Below are 24,282 nucleotides of genomic sequence, written 5' to 3'. Positions count from 1 at the left end.
GCCGCTTGGTGCGGCTTCGTTGATCAGCCAGGCGCCCAGGCGCTCCACAAAAAAAACCCGCCATCAAGGCGGGCCGGGGGACTCAGGGGAGTCAAAGTTCACGCATGGGAGAAGGTACTGCCGCGTCGCTGTGCGCGTGCAGATGCAGTCAGCTGCCGCGATAGGTGGAGTAACTGTAAGGCGAAATCAGGAGCGGCACGTGGTAGTGGTCCTGCTCGGCACTGATACCAAAGCGCAACACCACCACGTCTAGAAACGCCGGCTCTGGCAGCGTTACACCACGCCCGCGGTAATAGTCGCCTGCGGAAAACTGTAGCTGGTAAACGCCGGAACGATAGTCGTCGCCGTCCAGCAGGGGCGAATCGCAACGGCCATCGCTGTTGGTCTGGCGTGTCGTCACCAACTCGAGGCGTTCATCTTCGACGCGAAAGAGTTCGATGCGGATATTGCTGCCGGGGCAGCCGTGGGCTGCATCCAGTACGTGAGTAGTCAAACGTCCCATAGATCAAAGCATCGCGGATCATCCGCCAATGCTCGCCTCCTCTTGTAGTGATGGGTGGAGATGGATTCGAGCATAGCATCTGAAACAGGAAAATAAAGACAGTTTTTATTATTTTTGTACACAATCCTGTCGCACCACCTTAGCCTGTTTCCAGCTCAGGTCGTTCTAAGCCCAGCTTCAATCGGCCGAACGGCTTGCGAGGTATCGAGTGACGAGCCTGACACCAGGGAATTCCCTCTCGATTTCACGTTTTTTGATTTACAAAGCGTAAAACGTTTTGTATACAATTGCTCCATGCCGGTCGCCCGAACTTACAACGGCGCCCCACCGATCAAATAAGGAACACAATCGTGAGCGCAGACTACTCCCGCGACCTCATCGGCTACGCCGATAACCCACCCCATCCGCAATGGCCGGGCGATGCCCGTATCGCACTGTCCTTCGTACTCAACTATGAAGAAGGGGGCGAGCGTTGTGTGCTGCATGGTGACAAGGAGTCCGAGGCGTTTTTGTCGGAGATGGTCTCAGCCCAGCCCTTGCATGGCGTGCGCAACATGAGCATGGAATCGCTTTACGAATATGGCAGCCGTGCCGGCGTGTGGCGCCTGCTCAAGCTGTTTCGCAAGTTTGATATTCCGCTCACCATCTTCGCCGTAGCGATGGCGGCGCAGCGCCACCCGGACGTGATCAAGGCCATGGTCGCCGACGGTCATGAGATCTGCAGCCATGGCTACCGCTGGATCGACTATCAGTACATGGATGAGGCGCAGGAGCGCGAGCACATGCTCGAGGCCATCCGCATCCTCACCGACATCACCGGAGAGCGTCCGCTGGGTTGGTACACCGGCCGTACCGGGCCGAACACCCGTCGCCTGGTACGAGAGGAAGGCGGCTTTCTCTACGACTCTGACACCTATGACGATGACCTGCCCTACTGGGACCCGGAGTCGACGCCCGCCAAGCCGCACCTGGTGATCCCGTACACCCTTGATACCAATGACATGCGCTTCACCCAGGTTCAGGGCTTCAACAAGGGTGACGATTTCTTCGAATACCTGAAGGACGCATTCGACGTGCTCTATGCCGAAGGCTGTGAGGGTGCGCCAAAGATGCTGTCCATTGGCATGCACTGCCGTCTGCTGGGCCGTCCCGCACGCCTGGCCGCGCTGCAGCGCTTCGTCGAGTACGTCAAGGGCCACGAGCAGGTGTGGTTCGCCCGCCGCGTCGACATCGCGCGCCACTGGCACTCGACCCATCCTCTCACTCAGGAGCGCAGCCAATGACACCCTTCAAGACCATCAAACCGTCGACCCTGGACCGCGACGCCTTCATCGCCACCTTCGCTGATGTGTACGAACATTCGCCGTGGGTCGCCGATACGGTCTATCAGGCCGGCGTCGACGAGACACTCGACTACGTCGAAGTGATGCATGAACGCATGTCGCAGGCCATGCTCGCGGCTCACCACGACACCCAGTTGGCATTGATCAACGCTCACCCGGACCTCGCCGGAAAGGCGGCGGTGCGCGGCGAACTGACCGCTTCAAGCACCGCCGAACAGGCCGGCGCCGGCATTCATGAATGCACCGCCGAAGAGTTTGCCCGCTTTACCGAACTGAACGACGCCTATAAAGCCAAGTTCGGCTTCATCTTCATCATGGCGGTCAAGGGCAGTAACCGACACCAGATCCTCGCGGCCTTCGAGGAGCGCATGCACAACTCGCAAGCGCAGGAGTTCGCTCGCGCCCTGGCTGAAATCAACAAGATCGCTCTGTTCCGTCTGCAGGCGATGTAAGCGCGAGGCCATCGGACGACTCCAAGAGAAGAACGACACGTGAAGAGTCACGGCTGCGGCGACGATGGACTGCCTCAGACATAGGACACATGACACCGTAGGAGCGAGCTTGCTCGCGAATGACTCAACCCAGGATCGCGAGCAAGCTCGCTCCTACTTACTTAAGACAACGAGCACCGCATGCGCACACTCAAAATCGAACCGTTGACCAAAGAAGCCTTCGCCGCCTTCGGTGATGTAATCGAAACCGAAGACAGCGACTACTTCATGATCAATAACGGCTCAACCCGCCGCTATCACAAGCTCGCGACGGTACAGACTGCGCAGCCGGACGACCAGGCCATCATCAGCATTTTCGCCGCCGACGCGCTGGAAATGCCGCTGGTCATTCGCATGCTCGAACGACACCCGCAGGGCAGCCAGGCGTTCATTCCGCTGCTCGGCAACCCCTTTCTGGTCGTGGTCGCGCCACTTGGCGATGCACCTGTACCGGGTCACGTCCGCGCCTTCCGCAGCAACGGCAGGCAGGGCGTCAATTACCACCGCGGCGTCTGGCACCACCCGGTGCTGACGATCGAAAAGCGGGATGAATTCCTGGTGGTCGATCGCAGCGGTTCTGGCAACAACTGCGACGAGCATTTTTTCAAAGAGGACGAGCTGCTTCTCCTCGACCCCCACCGGGACTCCGACCAAGCGACCTATTGATCAGCGAGGGCATGACCGGGAGCGGCTGTGGCTAGCCGTTACCAAGCATGCGTGCGTCGGAACAAGCGGACACTTGCGACGAGTCGAATAAGAAGAAACAACGGTTGGCGTGCCAGCCGTGCAAGAGGTAATTATCGTGGAAGCACATCTGACCGAATGGCTGAACCTTACTATTCGCTGGATACACATGATCGTCGGTATCGCCTGGATCGGTGCCTCGTTCTACTTCGTCTGGCTGGAAAACAACCTTAACCGCGCAAACCCTAGAGACGGCCTTTCGGGCGACCTCTGGGCGATTCACGGTGGCGGCATCTACCACTTGGAAAAGTACAAGCTGGCGCCGCCGCAGATGCCCGAGAATCTGCATTGGTTCAAATGGGAGGCGTACACCACCTGGCTCTCGGGCGTGACCCTGCTGATGGTCGTGTACTACCTCAACCCCACCCTCTATCTGATCGCACCCGGCAGCGACATGGCCCCCGCCATGGCGATCGCCATCGGTTTTGGCTCGCTGATCATCGGCTGGTTCGTCTATGACCTGCTCTGCGACTCGCCCCTGGGCAAAAAACCGGCACTGCTCGGCCTGGTGCTGTTCGTATTGGTGATCTTTGCGGCCTGGGCCTATTCACAGGTGTTCAGCGGTCGAGCCGCTTACATCCATACCGGCGCGCTGATCGGGACCATCATGGTCGGTAACGTGTTCCGCATCATCATGCCGGCCCAGCGCGCACTGGTCGCCGCCATCGAACAGAACCGTACGCCGGACCCGGTCCTTCCTGCAAAGGGCCTGTTGCGTTCGCGCCACAACAACTACTTCACGCTGCCGGTGCTGTTCATCATGATCAGCAACCACTTCCCGAGCACCTACGGCAGCCAGTACAACTGGGCGATCCTGGCCGGCATATCGGTCCTAGCCGTGCTGGTGCGTCACTACTTCAACACACGTCATGACAGCAATCGCTTCGCCTGGGCGCTGCCAGCTGCTGCAGTCGGCATGATCTGCCTGGCCTTTGTCACCGCGCCTAACCGCCAGGGTGGCGTGCCCAATGCAGTGCCGACCAGTCCGCGTGAGCAGAGCATCGAAGCTCAACAGGCCGCTGCAGCAGCGCCCGCCGACCAGGCTGGCACGGCCGCGACTGCCGCAGCCGGGCAAAGTGGAAACAGCGAGTTCGCTGAAGTGCGTCGCATCATCGATGAGCGCTGCACCGTTTGCCACGCCGCGCAGCCGAGCAGCCCGCTTTTCAGCGCAGCGCCCGCAGGCGTGATGTTCGATACCCCGGAGCAGATCCGTCAGCAGGCCGCGAAAATTCATGCACAGGCCGTGGCCAGCCAGATCATGCCGCTGGGCAACATGACCGACATGACCCAGGACGAGCGCGACCTGCTCGGCGCCTGGATCGACAAGGGCGCACCGATCGACTGATCGCCGCTCATCAGCCGCGCTCCCGGGCGCGGCTTTTTTTCACCTGTTCGATACCCAATCCACTCAGCACTACACGAGGTTTCAGCACAACCCGAGATCAAGCCCAGCGAGCGGCGACAGCCGATAGAGCACCCTTTACCGGCCCCGCACGTTCGGAGGGGCCACCGCGACCATCCAATAACAAAAGCGTCCGAGGTGTTTTGCATGAACGATGTGACCGAGCGGGAGACCGCACCAGCCACGGAGAAACGACTGCCTTTGCTGCAGATGCTGCTGGTGAGTTTTCAACACGTGCTGCTGATGTACGGCGGCGCGGTGGCCGTCCCGCTGATCGTGGGCCAGGCGGCCGGACTTTCTCGTGAGGAAATCGCCTTCCTGATCAACGCCGACCTGCTGGTGGCCGGCATTGCCACGCTCGTGCAGTCGATGGGCATCGGGCCGGTGGGCATCCGCATGCCGGTGATGATGGGTGCAAGCTTTGCTGCGGTCAGCAGTATGGTGGTGATGGCAGGCATGCCCGGTGTCGGCATGACCGGGATCTTCGGTGCGACCATCGCAGCCGGCTTCTTCGGTCTATTGATCGCGCCCTTCGTCTGCAAGATCGTGCGCCTGTTTCCTCCGCTGGTAACTGGCACCGTTATTACCGCCATCGGCCTCTCGCTATTTCCGGTCGCGGTCAACTGGGCGGGGGGCGGTAGCGGCACCGGCCAGTTCGGCGCCCTGCCCTACCTCGGGGTGGCGGCGGCAGTACTCGCGGTAATCCTGCTGATCAATCAGTTCATGCGCGGCTTCTGGGTCAACGTCTCCGTGTTGGTCGGCATGGCGTTGGGCTATGTGCTCGCCGGCAGCCTGGGCATGGTCGACCTTTCCGGCATCAGCGCCGCGCCGGCTTTCCAGGTGGTCACGCCGAATCACTTCGGCGCGCCGCAGTTCCTGCTCGCACCGATCCTGTCGATGTGCCTGGTGGTGGTGATCATCTTTGTCGAGTCTGCTGGCATGTTTCTGGCGCTGGGCAAAATCACCGGTCAGGAGGTCGATCCCAGGCAACTGCGCCGCGGTCTGCTGTGCGATGCCGGGGCGACGTTCCTGGCAGGCTTCATGAATACCTTCACCCACTCATCTTTCGCCCAGAACATTGGCCTGGTGCAGATGACCGGCGTGCGCAGCCGCTACGTCACTGCCATAGCCGGCCTGTTCCTCATCAGCCTGAGCCTGTTGCCAAAAGCGGCGTTCATGGTGGCTTCGATTCCAGCGGCAGTGCTGGGCGGCGCTGGCATCGCCATGTTCGGCATGGTTGCAGCCACCGGCATCAAGATTCTTCAGGAAGCCGACATCAGCGACCGGCGCAACCAACTGCTCGTCGCGGTGAGCATCGGGCTGGGAATGGTGCCGGTGGTTCGCCCTGAGTTCTTCGCGCATCTGCCGCACTGGATGGAGCCGATTACGCACAGCGGTATAGCCCTGGCGACCCTCAGTGCCGTGACGCTCAATCTGTTGTTCAACGTCCTCGGTGGGGCCGAACGCCAGGCACTTACCGGCGCTGCGCATCCCTGACGCGCCCACTTCGAGCGCCCCTTAAGGCCCGCCAAGTGCGGGCCTGCATTTTTCCGGCTTGCTTTTTCCGGCCACGGCCCGACACTCGACAAGCAACGTACCGCCGTTAAAATGCCCCGCCCCTCAATGCCGTACGCCTGAACGAGAAGGACTGAGCCATGATCGAAGCAACCTGGATCGCCTTCGCATTCGTCCTTGGCCTTGCGACGCGCTCGATCGGGCTGCCGCCCCTGATTGGTTATCTGGGCGCTGGCTTTGCCCTCGCCGCCTTTGGTGAGCACGTCGGGGTCGGCCCGACCGACAGCGTAATCCTTGAACACATTGCGCACCTGGGCGTGCTGCTCTTGCTGTTCACCGTTGGTCTCAAGCTCAAGCTGAGCAACCTGGTGCGGCGCGAGGTGATAGGCGGCAGTTTGCTGCACTTCGGCATATCCAGTCTTGTGGTGCTGCCGGCTATCCTCGTTTTTCTCGATACCAGTTGGCGCGAAAGCGTGCTGCTGGCCATCGCGCTGTCATTTTCCAGCACCGTGCTGGCGGCCAAGGTGCTCGAAGGCAAGCGCGAGCTCAAAGCGTTTCATGGCCGGGTAGCCATTGGCGTGCTGATCATTCAGGACCTTATCGCCCTGGTCGTGATGAGCATCGCTGCCGGCAAGGTGCCCTCTGCCTGGGCGCTGCTGGTGTTCGGCTTGCCGTTGCTGCGTCCGCTGCTCTTCCGGCTGCTCGACTACAGCGGCCACGAGGAGTTGATGGTGCTGCTGGGCCTGATGCTGGCGCTGGTCGCCGGCGGTCTGGGGTTCGAGCACGTCGGCCTCAGCTCGGAGTTGGGTGCGCTGGCCTTCGGCGCGATGCTGGCCAAACACAAGCGCGCCACCGAACTGTCCAATTCGCTGTGGGCGATCAAGGAAGTCTTTCTGGTCGGCTTCTTCCTGCAGATCGGTATTGGCGGCTTGCCGGACATGGACGCCATGCTCTTCGCTGGCGCGGTGGCCTTGCTACTTCCGCTCAAGGGCGCGCTGTTCTTCTTTTTGTTCCTGCTGTTCCGCCTACGTGCGCGTAGTGCATTTCTCAGTGCCTCGAGCCTGACCAACTACAGCGAATTCGGGCTCATCGTCGCGAGCGTCGTGCTGCCGCAATGGCTCACGCCGTTGGCGATCACGGTGGCCTTGTCATTCGTCATTTCCGCGCAGCTCAATCGCATCTCGCACCCCCTCTATGATCGCCTCGCCAGGCGCCTGATTCCGCTGGAGCGCAACACGCGCCACCCAGACGAACAGCCGGTGTCCCTTGGCGACGCGCAAATCCTGATCATGGGCATGGGCCGTACCGGACGCGCTGCGTACGATCACCTTCAAGCGCAGGGCTGGCGGTTGATCAGCCTCGACTCCGACCCGGTGACCGTTGAAAAGAGCAGCGAGAAAGGCCGCCACGTACTGTTCGCGGACGCCGAAGACCAGATGTTCTGGGAAAGGCTGGAGATGAACAAGGTCGAGGCGGTGATATTGGCCATGAACGATGCCGAAGCGAAGATCATCTCCACCCGCAAGCTGCGAGGCAAAGGATTCGAAGGGCTTATCGTCTCGCACGCGTTGTATGAAGACATCGCTCAACAGATCGAAGAAGCGGGCGCGGACCGCACCTACCTCACCATGAGCGAAGCCGGTGCCGGCTTGGCCGAGAACGTTTCCCGAGAGCTTCAGGCCAATCGGTGATGGCTCTGCACAGCCGCCTCGCGACGAGCTGTCGGTGCTCGCTCGTCATAATTGTGCACAATCCATAAATTTATTGTTTCAAGAGCTGTTCACAGGTTGCTATAGTCGAGCCCAACCTGACTGATCGAACAGCTTTTCGGCGGTCAGTCTACGAGGTCCGTGCAGCCTCGAAAGCCCATGACCGAACAATAACGAATGGCAGGCTTGACTCATGACCGCAACCGAATCCAGGAGCGGTGACGCTCCCAACCAGGACCTGATCTACCAGCTCGAAGATCGCCCGGGTCCGATCCCAGCAACATTCGCCGCGATACAGCACGTACTCGCCAGCTTCGTCGGTGTCATCACCCCCACTCTGATCATCGGCAGCGTGCTGGGGCTAGGCGCCTATGTACCCTACCTCGTCAGCATGGCACTGTTCGTTTCCGGCATCGGCACCTTCATCCAGGCCAAGCGTGTAGGCCCGATCGGGGCCGGCATGCTCTGCCTGCAGGGCACCAGTTTCGGCTTCCTCAGCGTGATTCTGGCGGCCGGCTTCATCGTGAAGAATCGAGGCGGCAGCCCGGAGGAAATACTGGCCACACTGTTCGGCGTCAGCTTTTGCGCTGCCTTCGTTGAAATCGCCGTCAGCCGCTACATCGATAAGCTGCGCCGAATCATCACGCCCGTGGTCACCGGCACCATCATCAGCCTGATGGGCCTATCGCTGATCAAGGTTTCGATGACCGACATCGCCGGTGGATATGGCGCCGAGAACCCGGGTGCGCTACCCAACCTCGCATTGGCCGGGCTGGTCCTGGGCACCATCATCGTGCTCAACCGCTTCGGCATCCCGCTGCTGCGCTTGTCGGCTGTAATAGTCGCGCTGGTGGTCGGCTACGTTGCCGCCTGGATGATGGGCATGGTGGATTTTTCCAGCCTCGCGACCCTGCCGGCAATCAGCGTGCCGCAGCCGTTCAAGTTCGGCTTCGCCTTTGACTGGATGGCATTCATCCCAATTGCGGTGATCTTCCTGATCACGCCGCTGGAAACGGCGGGGGACCTGACTGCAAACTCAATGATTTCGCGCCAGCCGGTCAAGGGCCCGCTGTACATGAAGCGGATCAAAGGCGGCATCCTCGGTGATGGCTGCAGTTCGCTGCTCGCCGCCACCTTCAACAGCTTGCCGATGACCACCTTCAGCCAGAACAACGGCGTGATACAGCTCACCGGCGTGGCCAGCCGTCACGTCGGCCTCTATATCGCCGGCATTCTGATCTTGCTGGCGCTGTTCCCGGTCGTCGGCGGCGTATTGCAACTGATGCCCAAGCCAGTACTGGGTGGCGCCACACTGATCATGTTCGGCACGGTTGCCATCGCCGGGATCAAGATTCTCGCCGAAGCGGGCCTCAACCGCCGCAACATGCTGATCGTGGCCATTTCGCTGGGCCTCGGGCTGGGTGTGGCCGCGGTACCAGAGGTGCTGACCAATCTGCCCGAAGTGTTGAAGAACATCTTTGGCTCGCCGATCACCATCGGTGCATTCAGCGCGATCCTGCTCAATTTCTTCCTGCCCCGCGAGCCGGAAGAAATGGATGATTACGATCCGGACAACCTGATCGAGGACTCAGTCGGCACCAACACCCTGGCGGTGAATATCCCCGACTACACGAAGGTCCATCCGAAAGCCACCACACGCGATCCTTCCGCTCAGCTGACGCCTACAGGCTGATCGCACCGCGCCCGGCCTGCACGAGCCGGGCGCGACACCTGCATTCATCACAACAACAAAACCAAAGGGTATCAACATGACCTTCAAGCGCGCTCCACTGTCGCTGGCGCTGGCCGGCTGCCTGCTGTCCGCCCCGGCCTTTGCCGATGGCATGCTCCAATGGCAGAACAACAGCCTCAGCTACCTCTACGGCAAAAATTTCAAGGTCGACGCCGGCGAAATCCAGCAAACCGTAACCTTCGAGCATGCCAGCGGCTGGAGCTGGGGCGACATGTTCCTGTTCGTCGACAGCAAGTGGTACAACGGCTTATCAGGCGAAGAAGGACACACCTACTACGGTGAGTTCAGCCCGCGGTTGTCGTTCGGCAAATTGAGTGGCCAGGATGTGAGCTTCGGCCCGGTCAAAGACGTATTGCTGGCGGCCACTTACGAGCGCGGCGAGAGCAGCGCCGGTCGGCCCAACCAGACCTATCTGCTCGGCCCCGCTGTGGACCTCGATGTGCCCGGCTTCGACCGGCTGGCTATCAACGTCTACTATCGCAAACCCGACGGCACCACCCGCCGCGCTTCGGGCCAGTGGCAAGTCACGCCGACCTGGGCCATGACATTCCCGGTCGGCAAATCGGACATCCTCTTCGACGGCTTCATCGACTGGGTCGTCAACGATGCCGGTTCCGAACGCAGCGGTGATTTCATGTCGAAAAATCTGCACATCAACCCGCAAATCAAGTACGACCTGGGCAAGGCCTTGGATGGCGAGCCCGGCAGACTCTATGTCGGTATCGAATACGATTACTGGTCCGACAAGTACGGCATCGAGGATGGCGGCTTCGTCAGCGACCTGGTAGGCGGCACCAACCAGAACACCGCCAGCCTGCTTGTCAAAGCGCACTTCTAACCGACTGCCGCAAGGGCATGGAAAAGAAAAAAGCAGCCGAAAGGCTGCTTTTTTGGTCTCGTTTTTTATGTCGTCATGTCGTGACGAAGGACCTTCCCATCAAGCGCAAATCGGAGCCCGTGGTGGCAAGGGACGAGGGTCGAATAACCGAATCGCGACCGCCATGCCGCAGCACAGCGCGCCCCTAAACGGCAGGCGCGCTCGCCGCTCAGGTTAAAGCTTGAAGCTGCCCATCTGCCGGCTCAGATCATCGGCCAGGCGACTCAGCTCATGACAATCTTCCCGACAGCCCTGCACATCACTCGCCGTCGCCTGGGCCAGGTCGGCGATGCCCTGCACGTTACGGGTGATCTCCTCGGTCACGCTGCTCTGCTCTTCAGTCGCTGCGGCCACCTGAGTGTTCATGTCGCTGATGGCTTCGACCTGCTCGGTGATTGCGCCAAGCGACTGGCCGGTGCGCTGACTGGCCTCTACACCAGTGCCCGTCGCAGCCTGCCCTGCGTGCATGGAGTTGACCGCGTTTTCAGCACCGCTCTTGAGCCCCTGGATCATGTTCTGGATTTCGTCGGTAGATGCTTGAGTGCGGCTGGCCAGGGTGCGTACCTCGTCAGCGACCACTGCAAAGCCGCGACCCATCTCTCCGGCGCGCGCAGCCTCGATAGCCGCGTTCAGCGCCAACAGGTTGGTCTGTTCGGAAATGCTGCGAATCACCGCCAGCACCTTGTCGATGGAGGCGACCTGCTGCGCGAGATCGGTAACCGACTCAGCAGCATGACCGATTTCTCCGGACATCTTTTCGATATGGGCAATCGAATCGTTGACCACCTTGCGCGCCTCCATCGCCTCGCTACGTGCACCTTGTGAGGCCTGGGCAGCACTGCTGGCGTTCTGCGCGATTTCCTGCACGGTCAAGCCCATTTCATGCACGGCGGTCGCGACCATGTCAGTCATTTCGTGCTGGCGGCCTGCGCGCTTCGCGGTGTTGTCGACAACCTGCGTCACCTGGCCAACGGCGGTGCGCAATTGTTGGCTGGTGTTCAGCACGTCGCCTATCAATTCGCGAAGACTACCGATGAAGCGGTTGAAGCCGCGCGCCAGGTCACCCAGTTCGTCAGCCCGGCTCTCGTCCAGACGACGCGTGAGATCGCCACCGCCGCCGCCGATTTCGACAAGCGCGTTGGTCACCTGGCGGATCGGTTTCACCAGCCCGCGCGCCAGCAGCACGACGAGGCCGAGAAAGAACAGGGCAATGCATGCGCCGATCAGACTGATGGTCCACAACGTGCGGCGCGCCTCGGCAAAGATTTCCGCTTCCGGCACTTCACTGACCAGTACCCAACCCAGGCTTTCCAACGGCTGGGCAATCGCCAGGAACGCCTCGCCGTCACGCTCGAAACGCACTGCGCCCTGGGTACCTGTGAGCAATTGCTGCGCGGCGTCAGTGCCGGTCAACGCGCTTAGTTCAGTTCGGTCATTATTGTCGGTTTTCGGATGGACCTTGACGCGGCCCTCGGCGTTGATGAGGTAAACCTCGCCGCGCTCACCGAAACGGAAATTGCTGATCAGCTCGGACATGCTTTTGAGACTGTAGCCAAGCCCGGCGACGCCCAGGGTCCTGCCGCCCGCCTCGATCCGCTGATTGATGAACAGGGTCGGCTGACGGGACGCTTTGTCGATGTCGATCTCGAATCGCCGTTTGATTCCGCTGTCGACCAGCCCGTAAAACCAACCGTCGCCGGCAACCTTGCGGTTAAGTGTCCGCGAGAGCCCTGACTCGGAGTAGTAGTTGCCACTATCGAGTACTGCTATCGAAGTCGTGAGCGCGTTTTGCTGAGCCTTTACGCCGTCCAGGTAACGACCCATTGCCTCCGCTCGGTCTGCACTCTCACCTTCACGCAACCAATCCTGAACGAGCGTGTTGTTGGCAATACCGGCCGTGGCAGTGATGGGCGCAGCGAGCGTACGCTCGATGTCGTTCCGAATCGCCGCAATGTTGGCCGGCAGCGCCTGGCCTACGAGGTAGCGTTCAGCGAGTCGATTGACGGCTGATGAATAGACAAGAATGACGATCAGGGTGCTGGTGAGCAGAGCTGCCCCCATGCTGACAATCAGCTGCCACTGAATACTGCGTTGCATGAAAGGCATAGTCATGACCTCTGTTGTTTTAGTTAACGTACACAACTTCCATGCGTGCATGTATACAACAATATAAAATTGGCGTCATTATGCTATCGGGCGCTTACGGCTTCTCTTGAACACCGTTGGGCAGATAATCGAGTAATCACGCCAGGCTGCACCTCTGCCCAGGCGCCTTCGCTTATGAGAGTGAGGGCGAGCAGCACTTCATCAACATCCGCTACATCCCGGAGCTGGGCTGGTTCCTGATGGTCGATAAGCAGGAAAGCGGCGTCATGGCTCCCGTGCGGCGAGCGCTATGGATAAACCTGCCTAGCGGCGGCAGCTTCCACAAAACGCAATGATTCCCCACCATAGGCCGACAGCTCCGTCATAGCAGGTTCGCGATTTAGCTGACCCGTAGCTGTCTTGAGGCCGCTCGGAAGCCGGTGCTAGGATGCGGCGGCAGGCCACCAGGCTGGGTGGTCATGAATTGAACAGGCCTTATGTCCAGTATCCGCGAGCGCAACAAAGAACTGATCCTTCGTGCTGCCAGCGAGGAGTTTGCCGAGAAAGGCTTCGCCGCCAGCAAGACCAGTGACATCGCCGACCGCGCCGGGCTGCCCAAGCCCAACGTCTATTACTACTTCAAGAGCAAGGAGAACCTGTACCGCGAGGTTCTGGACAGCATTGTCGAACCCTTGTTACAGGCGTCTGCCCCGTTCAACCAGCCCGGCCAACCCGCCGATGTGTTGCGCGCCTATATCCGCACCAAGATCCGCATTTCGCGGGAGCACGCCTGCGCTTCCAAGGTGTTCGCCAGTGAGATCATGCACGGCGCACCACACCTGCCCCCAGAGCGCGCCGAGCAGTTGAATGCGCAGGCCAGCCATAACATCGCCTGCATCCAGCGCTGGATAGATGAAGGGCAGATGGCGAAAGTCGACCCCAACCATCTTCTGTTCAGCATATGGGCGGCCACCCAGACCTATGCCGATTTCGACTGGCAGATCTCCACCGTGACCGGAAAAGCCAGCCTCGACGACGCGGATTACGAAGCGGCTGCCGAGACCATCATTCGAATGGTGATCCAGGGTTGCGAAGTCAAGGAAGCGCCAGCGCAAGCCTGATCGCTCTATGCAGCCTTGCTAGATAGGCGGTTCTGCAGCCAATTGAGCATTTTTGATAACGTTTTATGCCTAAAGCGCGCTCAGGCCTTTGACGTTTCATCTATGCCTACCAATACTTGCCTGAGCTCCGGCCCGAATAAAGGGAATTCTTTTGACCGTATTGCGCAACAGCCTGTCGCGACAACTGTTACGTATTGTCTTGCTAGTCGCCCTTGCTGTGGGACTGGTGCTGAGCTGTGCCCAGATCGTATTCGATGCGTACAAGACCCGACAATTGATCGGCGCCGAAGCCCAACGAATCCTCAGGATGACGCGCGACCCTTCGACACAGGCGATTTACAGCCTGGACCGTGAAATGGGTACCCAGGTCATGGAGGGTTTGTTTCAACACGAATCGATCCATCAGGCCTCCATCAGCCACCCCGGCGATGAAGCCCTCGCTTCCAAGTCGCGCCCCTTGATACCATCCCCGTGGCGCTGGCTGACAGACCCGATACTGGGCGTCGATCAGGCGTACTCCATTCCGTTGATAGGCCGCCCCCCCTATAACGAATATTACGGCGACCTTCGCATCTCGCTCGACACCGCGCCCTATGGTGAAGAGCTCGTCAGCAACTCGGTGGTGATTTTCGTCGTCGGCATCCTCCGCGCGATGACATTGGGGCTGGTGCTCTACCTCATCTATGAATGGCTGTTGACGCGCCCGCTGACCAAACTCATCGAGCATTTATCCAATATCAATCCAGACCGCCCAGGCGAACACAAACTGCCGATGCTCAAGGGCCACGAAAAAAATGAGCTCGGGCTCTGGGTCGAGACCGCCAATGGGTTGCTCTCCTCCATCGAACGCAATATGCAGTTACGTCACGCGGCCGAGAGCAATCTGGAGCGCATGACCCAGTACGACTTCCTTACGGGCCTGCCAAACCGACTTCAACTGCAACACCAGCTCGATCACATCCTCAATGAGGCCGGCCGCCTTCAGCGTCGGGTCGCAGTGCTCTGCCTTGGGTTGGATGATTTCAAGGGCGTCAACGAGCAATTCAGTTACCAGAACGGCGACCGCATGCTGATAGCGCTGGCAGAGCGGCTGCGCAACCAGAGCGGGCGGCTTGGCGCCCTGGCGCGACTGGGCGGCGATCAGTTCGTATTGGTGCTTTCAGGCTTCGAACAGCCCTATGAAGCGGCAGAGCTGGCGCAGAAGGTTCTCGACGAACTGGAGCTGCCCATTCTGCTCGAACAGCAGGACATCCGCTTGCGCGCCACCATCGGCATCACGCTATACCCCGAGGACGGCGATAGCACCGAAAAGCTGCTGCAAAAAGCCGAACAGACCATGACCTTGGCGAAGACGCGCGCACGAAACCGGTATCAGTTCTACGTGGCCAGCATCGACACCGAGATGCGCGAACGCAGAGAGCTGCAAAAGGACCTCAGCGGCGCGGTAAAGCGCGGCGAGTTTCGACTGGTGTACCAACCGCAGATCGACTACCGACTCAAACGCATCACAGGTGTCGAGGCACTGCTGCGCTGGTCGCACCCCAGCGGAAAGATGGTTCCGCCAGACGTATTCATCCCGCTTGCCGAGCAGAACGGCAGCATCATCGCGATCGGTGAGTGGGTGCTCGATCAGGCATGCCGGCAATTAAGCGAATGGCATCAACAAGGCTTCAGCGATCTGCGCATGGCTGTAAACCTGTCGACCGTCCAACTGCACCATGCCGAACTTCCATTGGTCATCAGTAACCTGATCAGCGCCCATCGCCTGCCACCGGAAAGCCTTGAGCTCGAGGTGACCGAAACCGGACTTATGGAAGACATCGGGGCGGCCACGCGTAACCTGCACAGCCTGCGTCGCTCCGGCGCGCTGATCGCCATCGATGATTTCGGTACCGGCTACTCCTCGCTCAGCTACCTGAAGAGCCTGCCTCTGGACAAAATCAAGATCGACAAGAGCTTCGTTCGCGACATGGAGGCCGACGAGAGCGACGCCACCATCGTTCGCGCAATCATCCAGTTAGCCAAGAGCCTCGGCATGCAGGTCATTGCTGAAGGCGTGGAGACAGCCGAGCAGGAGCGCTACCTGATCGACGAAGGCTGCAACGAGGGCCAGGGCTACTACTACAGCAAGCCCGTCCCGGCGCTGGAACTGGCCGCCCTGTTACGTCAGTCCATGAGTACCGAGCGCACGTTCAATTCCGAGCCGCTATAGACGCACCAGCCGGTGAGCTCAGACCGGCGTTCGGAGACAACTTCCTGGCGGCACCAATAAATCGCAGTCGCGATCTGCACCCAGCAATTTCTTTGCACAAAATGCAAATCTTTCGCATTATGCTCTGCATCCGTCTGTCGCAACCTCTTGCCAACAGACTCTTCCCACCCTGCAAGCAAAGGAACCCGCCATGCTACGCACTCCCGTCTGGGCTACCGCCAGCCTTCTGGCTGTCGCCATTTCACTCGCTGGTTGCGGCGAAGAAAAAGCACCGGCCGAACAGGCTGCTGCGCCGCAACCTGCCACAACCCAGAGCGAACCGGCCGCGGCTGCCCCACAGACTGTGAAGAGCGAAGCGGCCCAGGCAGTGGTCAAGCACTACGCCGATATCGCACACGCGGTCTTCAGCGATGCACACAGCGCCGCATTGAAACTGCAAGACGCGATAAACGCCATGCTTGCCAACCCGACCCCGGAAAACCTGCAGGCCGCCAGAGCGGCCTGGGTCGCCGCCCGCGTTCCTTACATGCAGAGCGAAGTGTTCCGCTTTGGCAACCCTGTGGTTGACGACTGGGAAGGCCAGGTCAACGCCTGGCCGCTGGACGAAGGCATGATCGACTATGTCGAGGGTGACTATCAGCATGCGCTGGGCAACCCGGGTGCCACCGCCAACATCATCGCTAACAAAGAACTGCAGATCGGCGAAGACAAGATCGACGTCACTGAGATCACCGGCGAGAAGCTGGCTAGCCTGAACGAACTGGCCGGTTCCGAAGCCAACGTTGCGACTGGCTATCACGCCATTGAATTCCTGCTCTGGGGCCAGGATCTGAACGGTACAAATGCCGGTGCTGGCGATCGTCCGGTCAGCGACTACATCGAAGGCGAAGGCTGCACCGGCGGCAATTGCGATCGCCGTCGCGCCTATCTGAAAGCCGCAACTGAGCTGCTGGTAAGCGACCTTGAAGAAATGGTTGCAGAGTGGGAAGCGGGCAAAGCCGACAACTACCGCGCCAGCCTGGAAAAAGAGTCGGCGGAAAACGGCTTGCGCAAGATGTTCTTCGGGATGGGCAGCCTGTCGCTGGGAGAATTGGCAGGTGAACGCATGAAGGTCGCACTGGAAGCAAACTCTCCGGAAGACGAACACGACTGCTTCAGCGACAACACGCACAACTCGCACTTCTACAACGCCAAGGGCATCCGTAATGTCTATCTGGGCGAGTATGAGCGAATCGACGGCACTAAAGTGACCGGCCCAAGCCTGGCGTCGCTAGTGGAAGGCGCTGCGCCTGAGGTCAACAGCACGCTGAAGAGCGATCTCGAAACCACCGAAGCCAAACTGCAAGTACTCGTCGAGAGTGCCGAAAACGGCGAAGCCTTCGATCAGTTGATCGGTCCGGACAATGCCGAAGGCCAGGCAAAGGTTCGCGCTGCGATCGCGGCTCTGGTTCAGCAAACCGGTTCGATCGAAAAAGCAGCCGCTGCGCTGGGCATCAGCGACCTCAACCCGGATACCGCAGACCACGAGTTCTGATCAGCGGTGCCACTGGGGTGCGGCGCAATGCCGCCCCCTTCCGGCAAGACACGCGTAGTGACTGCCCTTCGGCAGAGAATCGGCCCAGTCGGCCATAAGCCAAATGCAAATTGATATTATTCAGGACCCCGTAGACTGCTACGATTGCTGTCCTGTTTAGGCTTCGGACTATCGATGCGCCCGCTTTCCCGTACCACTTTTGCCATTCTGCTGCTCCTTACCCTGGCTGCATGCGAGGACACGCCGCGCTTAGACCAGGCAGAGCCGGGCGAAGCACTTTCCGGCGGGGACGCAACCGTCATGAAGTCCGACCAAAACGCCTTCTCGATGCCTTCTGCCAATCTTTCGCCTGTGCGGCGGCTGGACTTCAGCGTGGGCAACAGTTTCTTCCGCAATCCCTGGGTCATTGCGCCATCTTCGACCACCGCTCGTGACGGCCTGGGGCCGCTGCTCAACACCAATGCCTGCCAAAGCTGCCATATCAAGGACGGTCGTGGCCGCCCGGCAGAAGCCGAGCGAGGCAACGCAGTGTCCATGCTGGTCCGTCTCTCGATTCCGGCGGGCCCCGAACATGCCGAGGTTGTGCGCGAACGTGGCATCGCACCGGAGCCCACCTACGGCGGTCAGTTGCAGGACATGGCCATTCCCGGGGTGGCGCCCGAAGCCAAGGTTCGCCTCAACTACAGCACGCATATCGAGCGTTTCGCTGACGGATTTGAAGTCGAACTGCGTAAGCCCGAACTGGTAATCAGCGACCTGGGTTACGGCCCGATGCATCCGGACACCCAATTCTCGATTCGCGTAGCAACGCCCATGATCGGCCTGGGACTGCTCGAGGCGATTCCTGAATCGGCAATACTGGCCAATGCCGATCCGGACGACCGCAACGGCAATGGCATTTCGGGGCGACCCAATAAGGTGTTCGATCAGGCCTCTCGCAGCACAGTCATTGGTCGCTTCGGGTGGAAAGCGGGTCAGCCAAGCCTTAACCAGCAGAACGCCGATGCCTTCTTCAACGACATGGGGCTGAGCACCACCCTGTTCAGCGGCCGTAATTGTACCGAGGCCCAGACCGACTGCCTGGCGATGCCTAACGGAGGCGAGCCAGAAGTCAGCGACCACATCCTCGCGCAGGTGCTGTTCTATACGCGCAACCTGGGCGTACCGGCTCGGCGTAACGTCGGCGACCCCCAGGTGCTGGCGGGCAAGGCGCTGTTCCATCGTGCCGGCTGCCAAAGCTGCCATGTGCCTGAGTTCACAACGGGCAACGCTGCAGAGCCGGAACTCGCGAATCAGGTAATCCGGCCCTACACGGACCTGTTGCTGCATGACATGGGTGAAGGCCTCGCTGACAACCGGCCCGAATTCGAGGCGAGTGGTAGCGAGTGGCGCACGCCTCCGCTCTGGGGCGTTGGGCTGACCCAAACTGTGAGCGGCCACACCCAGCTATTACATGACGGCCGCGCGCGGAACCTGCTCGAAGCCATACTCTGGCATGGCGGCGAGGGCGAAAAAGCCAAACAGACCGTGCTTGGATTCGACCAGGACGAACGCAGCGCGCTGCTGGCTTTTCTCGAGTCACTCTAATAACGCATCCATCTTCTTTTGCCCTGCTTTGCCGAGGAACAACATGCATCCCAACCGACTCTTCCGGGCCGTCGCCGCTACCGCAATAGGCCTGCTGTTAGGCGCCTGCGCGCCCTCCGACCCCTACGCCGAGACAAGCCAGACGCTAGCTGAAGAAGTGCTGCTTCCGGCCTATACCAATTGGGCCGAAGCCAACCGCAGGATGGCGGCCAGCAGCATCGCGTTCTGCGCCGACAACGAAGAGTTGGACGATGCGCGCCAGGCATTCATCCAGGCGCAGCTGGCCTGGTCCGGCTTGCAGCCCCTGCTAGTGGGGCCGATGGGCGAAGGCAACCGGGCCTGGCAGGTGCAATTCTGGCCCGACAAGAAGAATCTCGTTGGCCGCCAGATTGGCACGCTGTTGAAAAAGAAGCCGCAATTGACCCAGGCGGATCTGGAAAACGGAAGCGTCGTGCTCCAAGGACTCTCGGCATACGAATACGTGCTCTATGACAAAGCGGTGGATTTGACCAACAGCGACACTAAAGCGCGTTATTGCCCGCTGCTACAGGCCATCGGCGAGCACCAGCAGAAGCTCACCGCTGACATCTTGCAGACATGGACAGCCAAGGACGGCATGGCAGCCCAGCTGAGCGAATTTCCCAATGAGCGTTACGCCGAACCGGCCGAAGCGATTGCCGACCTGCTGCGCGTTCAGGTCACTGCACTGGACGGTTTGAAGAAAAAGCTCGGCGCACCGCTCGGCCGCCAGAGCAAAGGCTTCCCGCAACCGTTCCAGGCCGAAGCCTGGCGCAGCGACGCCACGCTTCCGAGCATCGATGCAGCGCTAGCTGGCGCCCAGCGACTGTGGCAAGGCACAGATGAGAACGGCCTCAAAGCCCTGGTGCCAGCGGAGCAGGCTGATCTGGTCCAGCGCATCGACGTTGCCCACGAAACGACACGCCAGCATCTGGTCGACATCATGCTGCCGTTCAGCGAGCTGATTGCCGACGAAGCCGGGCGTGCACGCCTGGATGCTCTGTATGAGGACATCGATGTCTTGCACCGCCTGCATCAGACCGAACTGGCGCGCGCACTCGGTGTACAGATCGGCTTCAATGCTCACGACGGAGACTGAATATGAAGCGCCGTGCTTTCCTGGGGCTGGGCGGTGCGCTCGTAGCCGCTTCGGCAGTTGGCGGTTGGACGCTCACGCATCATACCGAACAGCCCTTGCTGCTATCGGCTCGTAACGATGCCGACGGCCGCCACTATGCGGTCGGCTACCGCCTCGACGGCAGTCAGGTATTCGCGACCCCCGTCGCTGAGCGCTGCCACGATGTTTACGCACACCCCCACCTGCCCCTCGCCGTGTTCGTCGGACGCCGCCCTAGCCGTGAAAGCTACCTGATCGACAGCCGCGACGGGACGCTGCTGCAGATCCTGGCATCGCCACCGGACCGCCACTTCTATGGCCACGGCGTCTTTCACGCCAGTGGCGACTGGTTCTATACCACCGAAAATGACACCGCCGAAGCTGGCCGCGGCGTGCTTGGCGTCTACCGCGTCGAGGGGCGTCAGCTGGTGCGTAGCGGCGAACATTCAACGCACGGCATCGGTCCGCATCAGCTGCTTTGGATGCCCGACGGCGAAACGCTGGTTATCGCCAACGGCGGAATCCGCACCGAAGCGGACAGCCGCGAGATGATGAACCTTGATGCCATGGAGCCCAGCCTGGTGCTGTTGCGTCGCGATGGGACGCTGGTCAGCAAGGAGCAGTTACCTGAGCAGATGAACAGCGTGCGACATCTGGCGGTGGCGGCCGACGGCACGGTAGTGTCGGGCCAGCAGTACGAAGGCGACCCGATGGATCAGGTGCCTTTGCTCGCGATCAAGCGTCCAGGCCAGGCTTTCCAGGCGTTCCCGCTGGGCGAAGCGCAACGCCAGACCATGAACCAGTACACCGCCAGCCTGGCAATCAATGACGCCCTTCGCCTGCTGGCCGTGACGGCTCCGCGCGGCAATAAAGTCTTCATTTGGGACCTGGACACGATCGCCCTGCGCAAGGAAATCCATCTGCCTGATTGTGCTGGCGTCGCGGCTGTAACGGAGGGGTTCGTCGTGAGCTCCGGCCAGGGCCGCTGTCGCCTTGTCGACTGCACTGGCACGGATGTCGTCAGTACCCCGCTGCGACTGCCGGCAGGGCTCTGGGACAATCATCTGCGACTCGTCTGAAACCGTTCAAGTATCGAAGCGCCAAGCCGAAATACCGGCGAGTGAGCAGTCAGCCTGACGGCTCATCGCCACTTGCGTGACGCAAGCGCATCCCTTTCGATACGAGAACGCCCAGATGTTCCTGAAAAAATCCCTGCGTGCCCAGCTGCTCGCGCTGATAGGCGGCAGCTTACTGTTGATGCTGACCATCGCGCTCGCCAGTTTTTCGTTTCTTTCCAATGACATCGCGTCCTATCAACGGTTGCTTAAAGGGCCGATCGAAGCCTCACGGCTGATCGATCAATCCAACCTGGAATTCAAGATACAAGTCCAGGAGTGGAAGAACGTGCTGCTGCGCGGTAAGTCCCCGGAGAGCCTGGCCAAGTACTGGCAAAGCTTCGAAGAACAGGAGCGCAAGGTGCAGGCCTTGTTAGGCACCCTTGTGCAAGAAAGCCAAGGCGACCCCGCTCTGGCCGCTCAGATTCAGAGCTTGCGTGACGAGCATCTGAAGCTCGGCACGGCCTATCGCGCCGGACGTGACGCGTTCATGGCAGCCGGTGGTGATCCGTTTGCAGGCGACGCTGCCGTCAAGGGCATCGACCGCGCCACCAGCGAGCAGCTCAGCGTGCTGGTGGAACAACTACGAGGCTCGGCCCTTGCCAGCTCTGAGGCGATCAGCCAGGCAGCGGACCGAACCATTATCCTCGGCTCGCTATTCATGCTTGCCGCTGGTGTGTTGATTGGCCTGCTCAGTGCCTGGCTGGTCAATCGCAACTTGGTCAATCCGATTCGCCATCTGATTGACCATGTTGCGAATCTCAGCCAGGGCAACTTCAAAGAGCACGTAGATACCAGCCGTGCCGACGAGCTGGGCCGCCTTGCGGTAGCCGCTAATGTCCTGCGTGACTTTCTGGCTGACACCTTCACCCGCTTGCAGCGCAGCACCTCGGATCTGGACAGCGCAAGTGGTGAGCTCAACGCCATTGCGGCCCTGATGGGCCAAGGTACCCGCGAACAGTTCACGCGAACCGATCAAGTGGCCACGGCGATGCACGAAATGTCCGCCACCGCACAGGAAGTCGCGCGCCATGCCGCCGACGCAGCACGCGCAGCGGATGCAGCCGACCAGTCGGCGCAACAGGGCGAAACCATGATGCGCTCGACCATTCAGACGATCACCCACATGCGTGGCGAGATCAGCAACACCGCGACCGTCATTCGCCGGCTGGAGGCTGACAGTGGGCGCATCGGCAAAGTGCTGGAAGTCATCCGCGGCATCGCCGACCAGACCAACCTGCTGGCCTTGAACGCAGCCATCGAAGCCGCCCGTGCCGGCGATGCAGGCCGCGGCTTCGCCGTGGTGGCGGACGAGGTCCGTACGCTTGCCAAACGCACCGCCGACTCCACCGCCGAAATTCATCAGATCATCGACACCGTGCAGACCGGTGCAGTGGACGCCGTCCGGGCGATTGAAAATGGACAGACCCGTAGCGACCAGGGCGTTGAGCAAGTGACCGAGGCCGGCAGCATGCTCCAGCGCATCACCCTAGAAGTCGAAGCCATTCGCGACATGAACCGTCAGATCGCTACCGCCGCGGAGGAACAGACATCGGTTGCCGAAGATATCTCACGCAACCTGACCGAAATCACCGCCATCGCCACGACCAACCAGGACAACGTCGAGCGCACCGAGAAAGCCAGCAATAACCTGCACGAGCTGTCCGCCCAGCTCACCGACATCACCCATCGCCTCGCGGGATAACCCCGTCATCATCAGCGTCTGGCAGCCCGGCTGGCCAGACGCTGCGTCCTGCGGCTCAGCGCCTTTTTGCTCCTGCGTCCCATTTCCATGCATGGCTAAGTGACACCGCTTTACTTGCCTAAACTTCGCAGCTAGTTTTCTCTTCTCTCGGACCAACAAGTCTGAACAACAGGAGCCGGCAAGCGCCGGTCTCAGCGACGGGCGTGGCCTCGACGGTTGCCTCGCTCGGGTTATCCGTCAGCCGGTCTCTCCAAGGAATAAGGAAATGTTGCGCCGCATGCTGCTCATGCTTGGCGCGGTGATCGTCGTCGTTCTGATCCTCGCCGCTCTCAAGTTCAACGCCATCTACACCCAGATTCAGCAATTCACAGCCCCTAAACCCCCGATCAGCGTCGAGGTTGCCGAATCGCGCCAACAGCCATGGCAAAGCCGCCTACCCGCTATCGGTACGCTCAAGGCCTCGCAGGGCATCGACCTATCCGTCGAGATCGCCGGCACTATCGAAGACGTCCAGTTCCAGTCCGGTGAAAAAGTCCGCAAGGGTCAACCGATCATCCTGCTTGACAGCGAAGTCGAGCAGGCGAGCCTGGCGGCAGCCGAAGCCGATCAGCATTTGGCGAAAGTCGAGTTCGAGCGGGCATTGAGTCTGGTCGACCGTCAGGCCATCTCGCGTAGCGAGTTTGATCGGCTGAGTGCCGAATCGCAGAAAGCCGGCGCTACAGTTGCGCAGCTCAAGGCAAGCCTGGCAAAGAAGCGCATCCTGGCGCCTTTCGCCGGCACCATCGGGATACGGCAGGTGGACGTCGGCGATTTCGTCGCCGCTGGCACGTCCATCGCGACGCTGCAAGATCTATCGACCTTGTATGTGGATTTCTACCTGGCTGAACAGCAGGTTCCGCTGCTGGAGCTCGGTCAGCGCGTGATCGTCAGGGTCGCTGCTTTCCCTGGGGAAGATTTCGAAGGTCGCATCGTTGCATCAACCCGAAAGTGGAAACGTCCACACGCAACGTTCAGGTCCGAGCGGAGCTTGCCAACCCCGACGAACGCTTGTTGCCCGGCATGTTTGCTGATTTGCAGGTACTCCTACCCAGCGAAGCGCCTCGCGTCGTGGTCCCGGAAACCGCCGTCACCTATACGCTATATGGCAACTCGGTGCTAGTGGTGAAGAACGGTGAGCGGCCCGAAAGCGAAGACGCGAGCGCAGCCGATGCGACCGAAACCAATGAGCCCTATCTGGTGGTCGAACGGCGCTTCGTCAAGACAGGAGAACGGCGCGACGGTCGCGTCGTTGTGCTCGAAGGGCTTGAGGCCGGCGAACAGGTTGTGATTGCCGGCCAGCTCAAGCTGGACAACGGCGCCCATGTCGCCATTGCCGAGAAGCGCACGCTCGAGCTCGAGCCAAACAGCGAGTCCGGCGCCCGCTGAGGCGCCGACTGAAGGGACACGATCCTC

17 protein-coding genes and 1 pseudogene are annotated in these 24,282 nt (G+C 60.4%); 16 read left to right on the top strand and 2 right to left on the bottom strand.

The features are described 5' to 3' along the window. Window positions 1-148: 148 nt before the first annotated feature. On the bottom strand, window positions 149-502 hold the full coding sequence (gene uraH / locus JQR87_RS05310; protein WP_407291893.1) for a hydroxyisourate hydrolase: 354 nt from the start codon (window positions 500-502) through the stop codon (window positions 149-151). Between the two features lie 350 nt (window positions 503-852). Between uraH and puuE the strand changes: the two genes are divergently transcribed. The 8 genes from puuE (at window position 853) to JQR87_RS05270 (ending at window position 10,297) form a co-directional block, all read left to right on the top strand. Further along, entirely contained in the window at window positions 853-1,785 is a 933-nt protein-coding gene (gene puuE, locus JQR87_RS05305) for an allantoinase PuuE (RefSeq protein WP_407291895.1), read from the top strand. Then, window positions 1,782-2,297: a 2-oxo-4-hydroxy-4-carboxy-5-ureidoimidazoline decarboxylase gene (gene uraD, locus JQR87_RS05300; protein WP_407291897.1), complete on the top strand. Its 516-nt coding sequence runs from the start codon at window positions 1,782-1,784 to the stop codon at window positions 2,295-2,297. The genes puuE and uraD overlap by 4 nt, the downstream gene beginning before the upstream one ends. A gap of 180 nt (window positions 2,298-2,477) precedes the next feature. After that, entirely contained in the window at window positions 2,478-3,002 is a 525-nt protein-coding gene (locus JQR87_RS05295; RefSeq protein ID WP_407291899.1) for an ureidoglycolate lyase, read from the top strand. A 136-nt stretch (window positions 3,003-3,138) separates the two neighbouring features. After that, window positions 3,139-4,425: a urate hydroxylase PuuD gene (locus JQR87_RS05290; protein ID WP_407291900.1), complete on the top strand. Its 1,287-nt coding sequence runs from the start codon at window positions 3,139-3,141 to the stop codon at window positions 4,423-4,425. 204 nt (window positions 4,426-4,629) lie between these two features. Beyond that, window positions 4,630-5,979: a nucleobase:cation symporter-2 family protein gene (locus JQR87_RS05285; protein ID WP_407291902.1), complete on the top strand. Its 1,350-nt coding sequence runs from the start codon at window positions 4,630-4,632 to the stop codon at window positions 5,977-5,979. 158 nt (window positions 5,980-6,137) lie between these two features. Next, the gene (locus JQR87_RS05280) at window positions 6,138-7,688 is read left to right on the top strand and encodes a cation:proton antiporter domain-containing protein (RefSeq protein WP_407291904.1); all 1,551 of its coding nucleotides are present in this window, start codon (window positions 6,138-6,140) and stop codon (window positions 7,686-7,688) included. A 211-nt stretch (window positions 7,689-7,899) separates the two neighbouring features. Continuing rightward, window positions 7,900-9,399, top strand: a complete 1,500-nt coding sequence (locus JQR87_RS05275; protein ID WP_407291906.1) for a nucleobase:cation symporter-2 family protein — start codon at window positions 7,900-7,902, stop codon at window positions 9,397-9,399. A 76-nt stretch (window positions 9,400-9,475) separates the two neighbouring features. Then, on the top strand, window positions 9,476-10,297 hold the full coding sequence (locus JQR87_RS05270) for a DUF5020 family protein (protein ID WP_407291907.1): 822 nt from the start codon (window positions 9,476-9,478) through the stop codon (window positions 10,295-10,297). 213 nt (window positions 10,298-10,510) lie between these two features. Here JQR87_RS05270 and JQR87_RS05265 read toward each other — a convergent pair whose 3' ends face one another. After that, window positions 10,511-12,442, bottom strand: a complete 1,932-nt coding sequence (locus JQR87_RS05265; RefSeq protein ID WP_407297817.1) for a methyl-accepting chemotaxis protein — start codon at window positions 12,440-12,442, stop codon at window positions 10,511-10,513. Between the two features lie 476 nt (window positions 12,443-12,918). Between JQR87_RS05265 and JQR87_RS05260 the strand changes: the two genes are divergently transcribed. The 8 genes and pseudogenes from JQR87_RS05260 (at window position 12,919) to JQR87_RS05225 (ending at window position 24,255) form a co-directional block, all read left to right on the top strand. Further along, window positions 12,919-13,542: a TetR/AcrR family transcriptional regulator gene (locus tag JQR87_RS05260; RefSeq protein ID WP_407291909.1), complete on the top strand. Its 624-nt coding sequence runs from the start codon at window positions 12,919-12,921 to the stop codon at window positions 13,540-13,542. Window positions 13,543-13,693: 151 nt separating this feature from the next. Next, window positions 13,694-15,754: a putative bifunctional diguanylate cyclase/phosphodiesterase gene (locus tag JQR87_RS05255; protein WP_407291911.1), complete on the top strand. Its 2,061-nt coding sequence runs from the start codon at window positions 13,694-13,696 to the stop codon at window positions 15,752-15,754. A 190-nt stretch (window positions 15,755-15,944) separates the two neighbouring features. Continuing rightward, a complete protein-coding gene (locus JQR87_RS05250) occupies window positions 15,945-17,288 on the top strand; it encodes an imelysin family protein (protein WP_407291913.1) in 1,344 nt (447 codons plus the stop codon). 174 nt (window positions 17,289-17,462) lie between these two features. Beyond that, the gene (locus tag JQR87_RS05245) at window positions 17,463-18,875 is read left to right on the top strand and encodes a di-heme oxidoredictase family protein (RefSeq protein WP_407291915.1); all 1,413 of its coding nucleotides are present in this window, start codon (window positions 17,463-17,465) and stop codon (window positions 18,873-18,875) included. A gap of 43 nt (window positions 18,876-18,918) precedes the next feature. Further along, a complete protein-coding gene (locus tag JQR87_RS05240) occupies window positions 18,919-19,992 on the top strand; it encodes an imelysin family protein (protein WP_407291917.1) in 1,074 nt (357 codons plus the stop codon). Window positions 19,993-19,994: 2 nt separating this feature from the next. After that, window positions 19,995-21,089, top strand: a complete 1,095-nt coding sequence (locus JQR87_RS05235) for a DUF1513 domain-containing protein (protein ID WP_407291918.1) — start codon at window positions 19,995-19,997, stop codon at window positions 21,087-21,089. A 115-nt stretch (window positions 21,090-21,204) separates the two neighbouring features. Beyond that, a complete protein-coding gene (locus tag JQR87_RS05230; protein WP_407291919.1) occupies window positions 21,205-22,830 on the top strand; it encodes a methyl-accepting chemotaxis protein in 1,626 nt (541 codons plus the stop codon). 265 nt (window positions 22,831-23,095) lie between these two features. After that, window positions 23,096-24,255 (top strand): annotated as a pseudogene (locus tag JQR87_RS05225) (efflux RND transporter periplasmic adaptor subunit). Window positions 24,256-24,282: the final 27 nt, after the last annotated feature.

Origin of the sequence: Stutzerimonas stutzeri (genome assembly GCF_051028275.1) — a bacterium.
GTDB classification, from domain to species: domain Bacteria; phylum Pseudomonadota; class Gammaproteobacteria; order Pseudomonadales; family Pseudomonadaceae; genus Stutzerimonas; species Stutzerimonas stutzeri_AS.
Note: the sequence above shows the minus strand (reverse complement) of the source record. Positions and strands in the feature narration are given on the sequence as shown.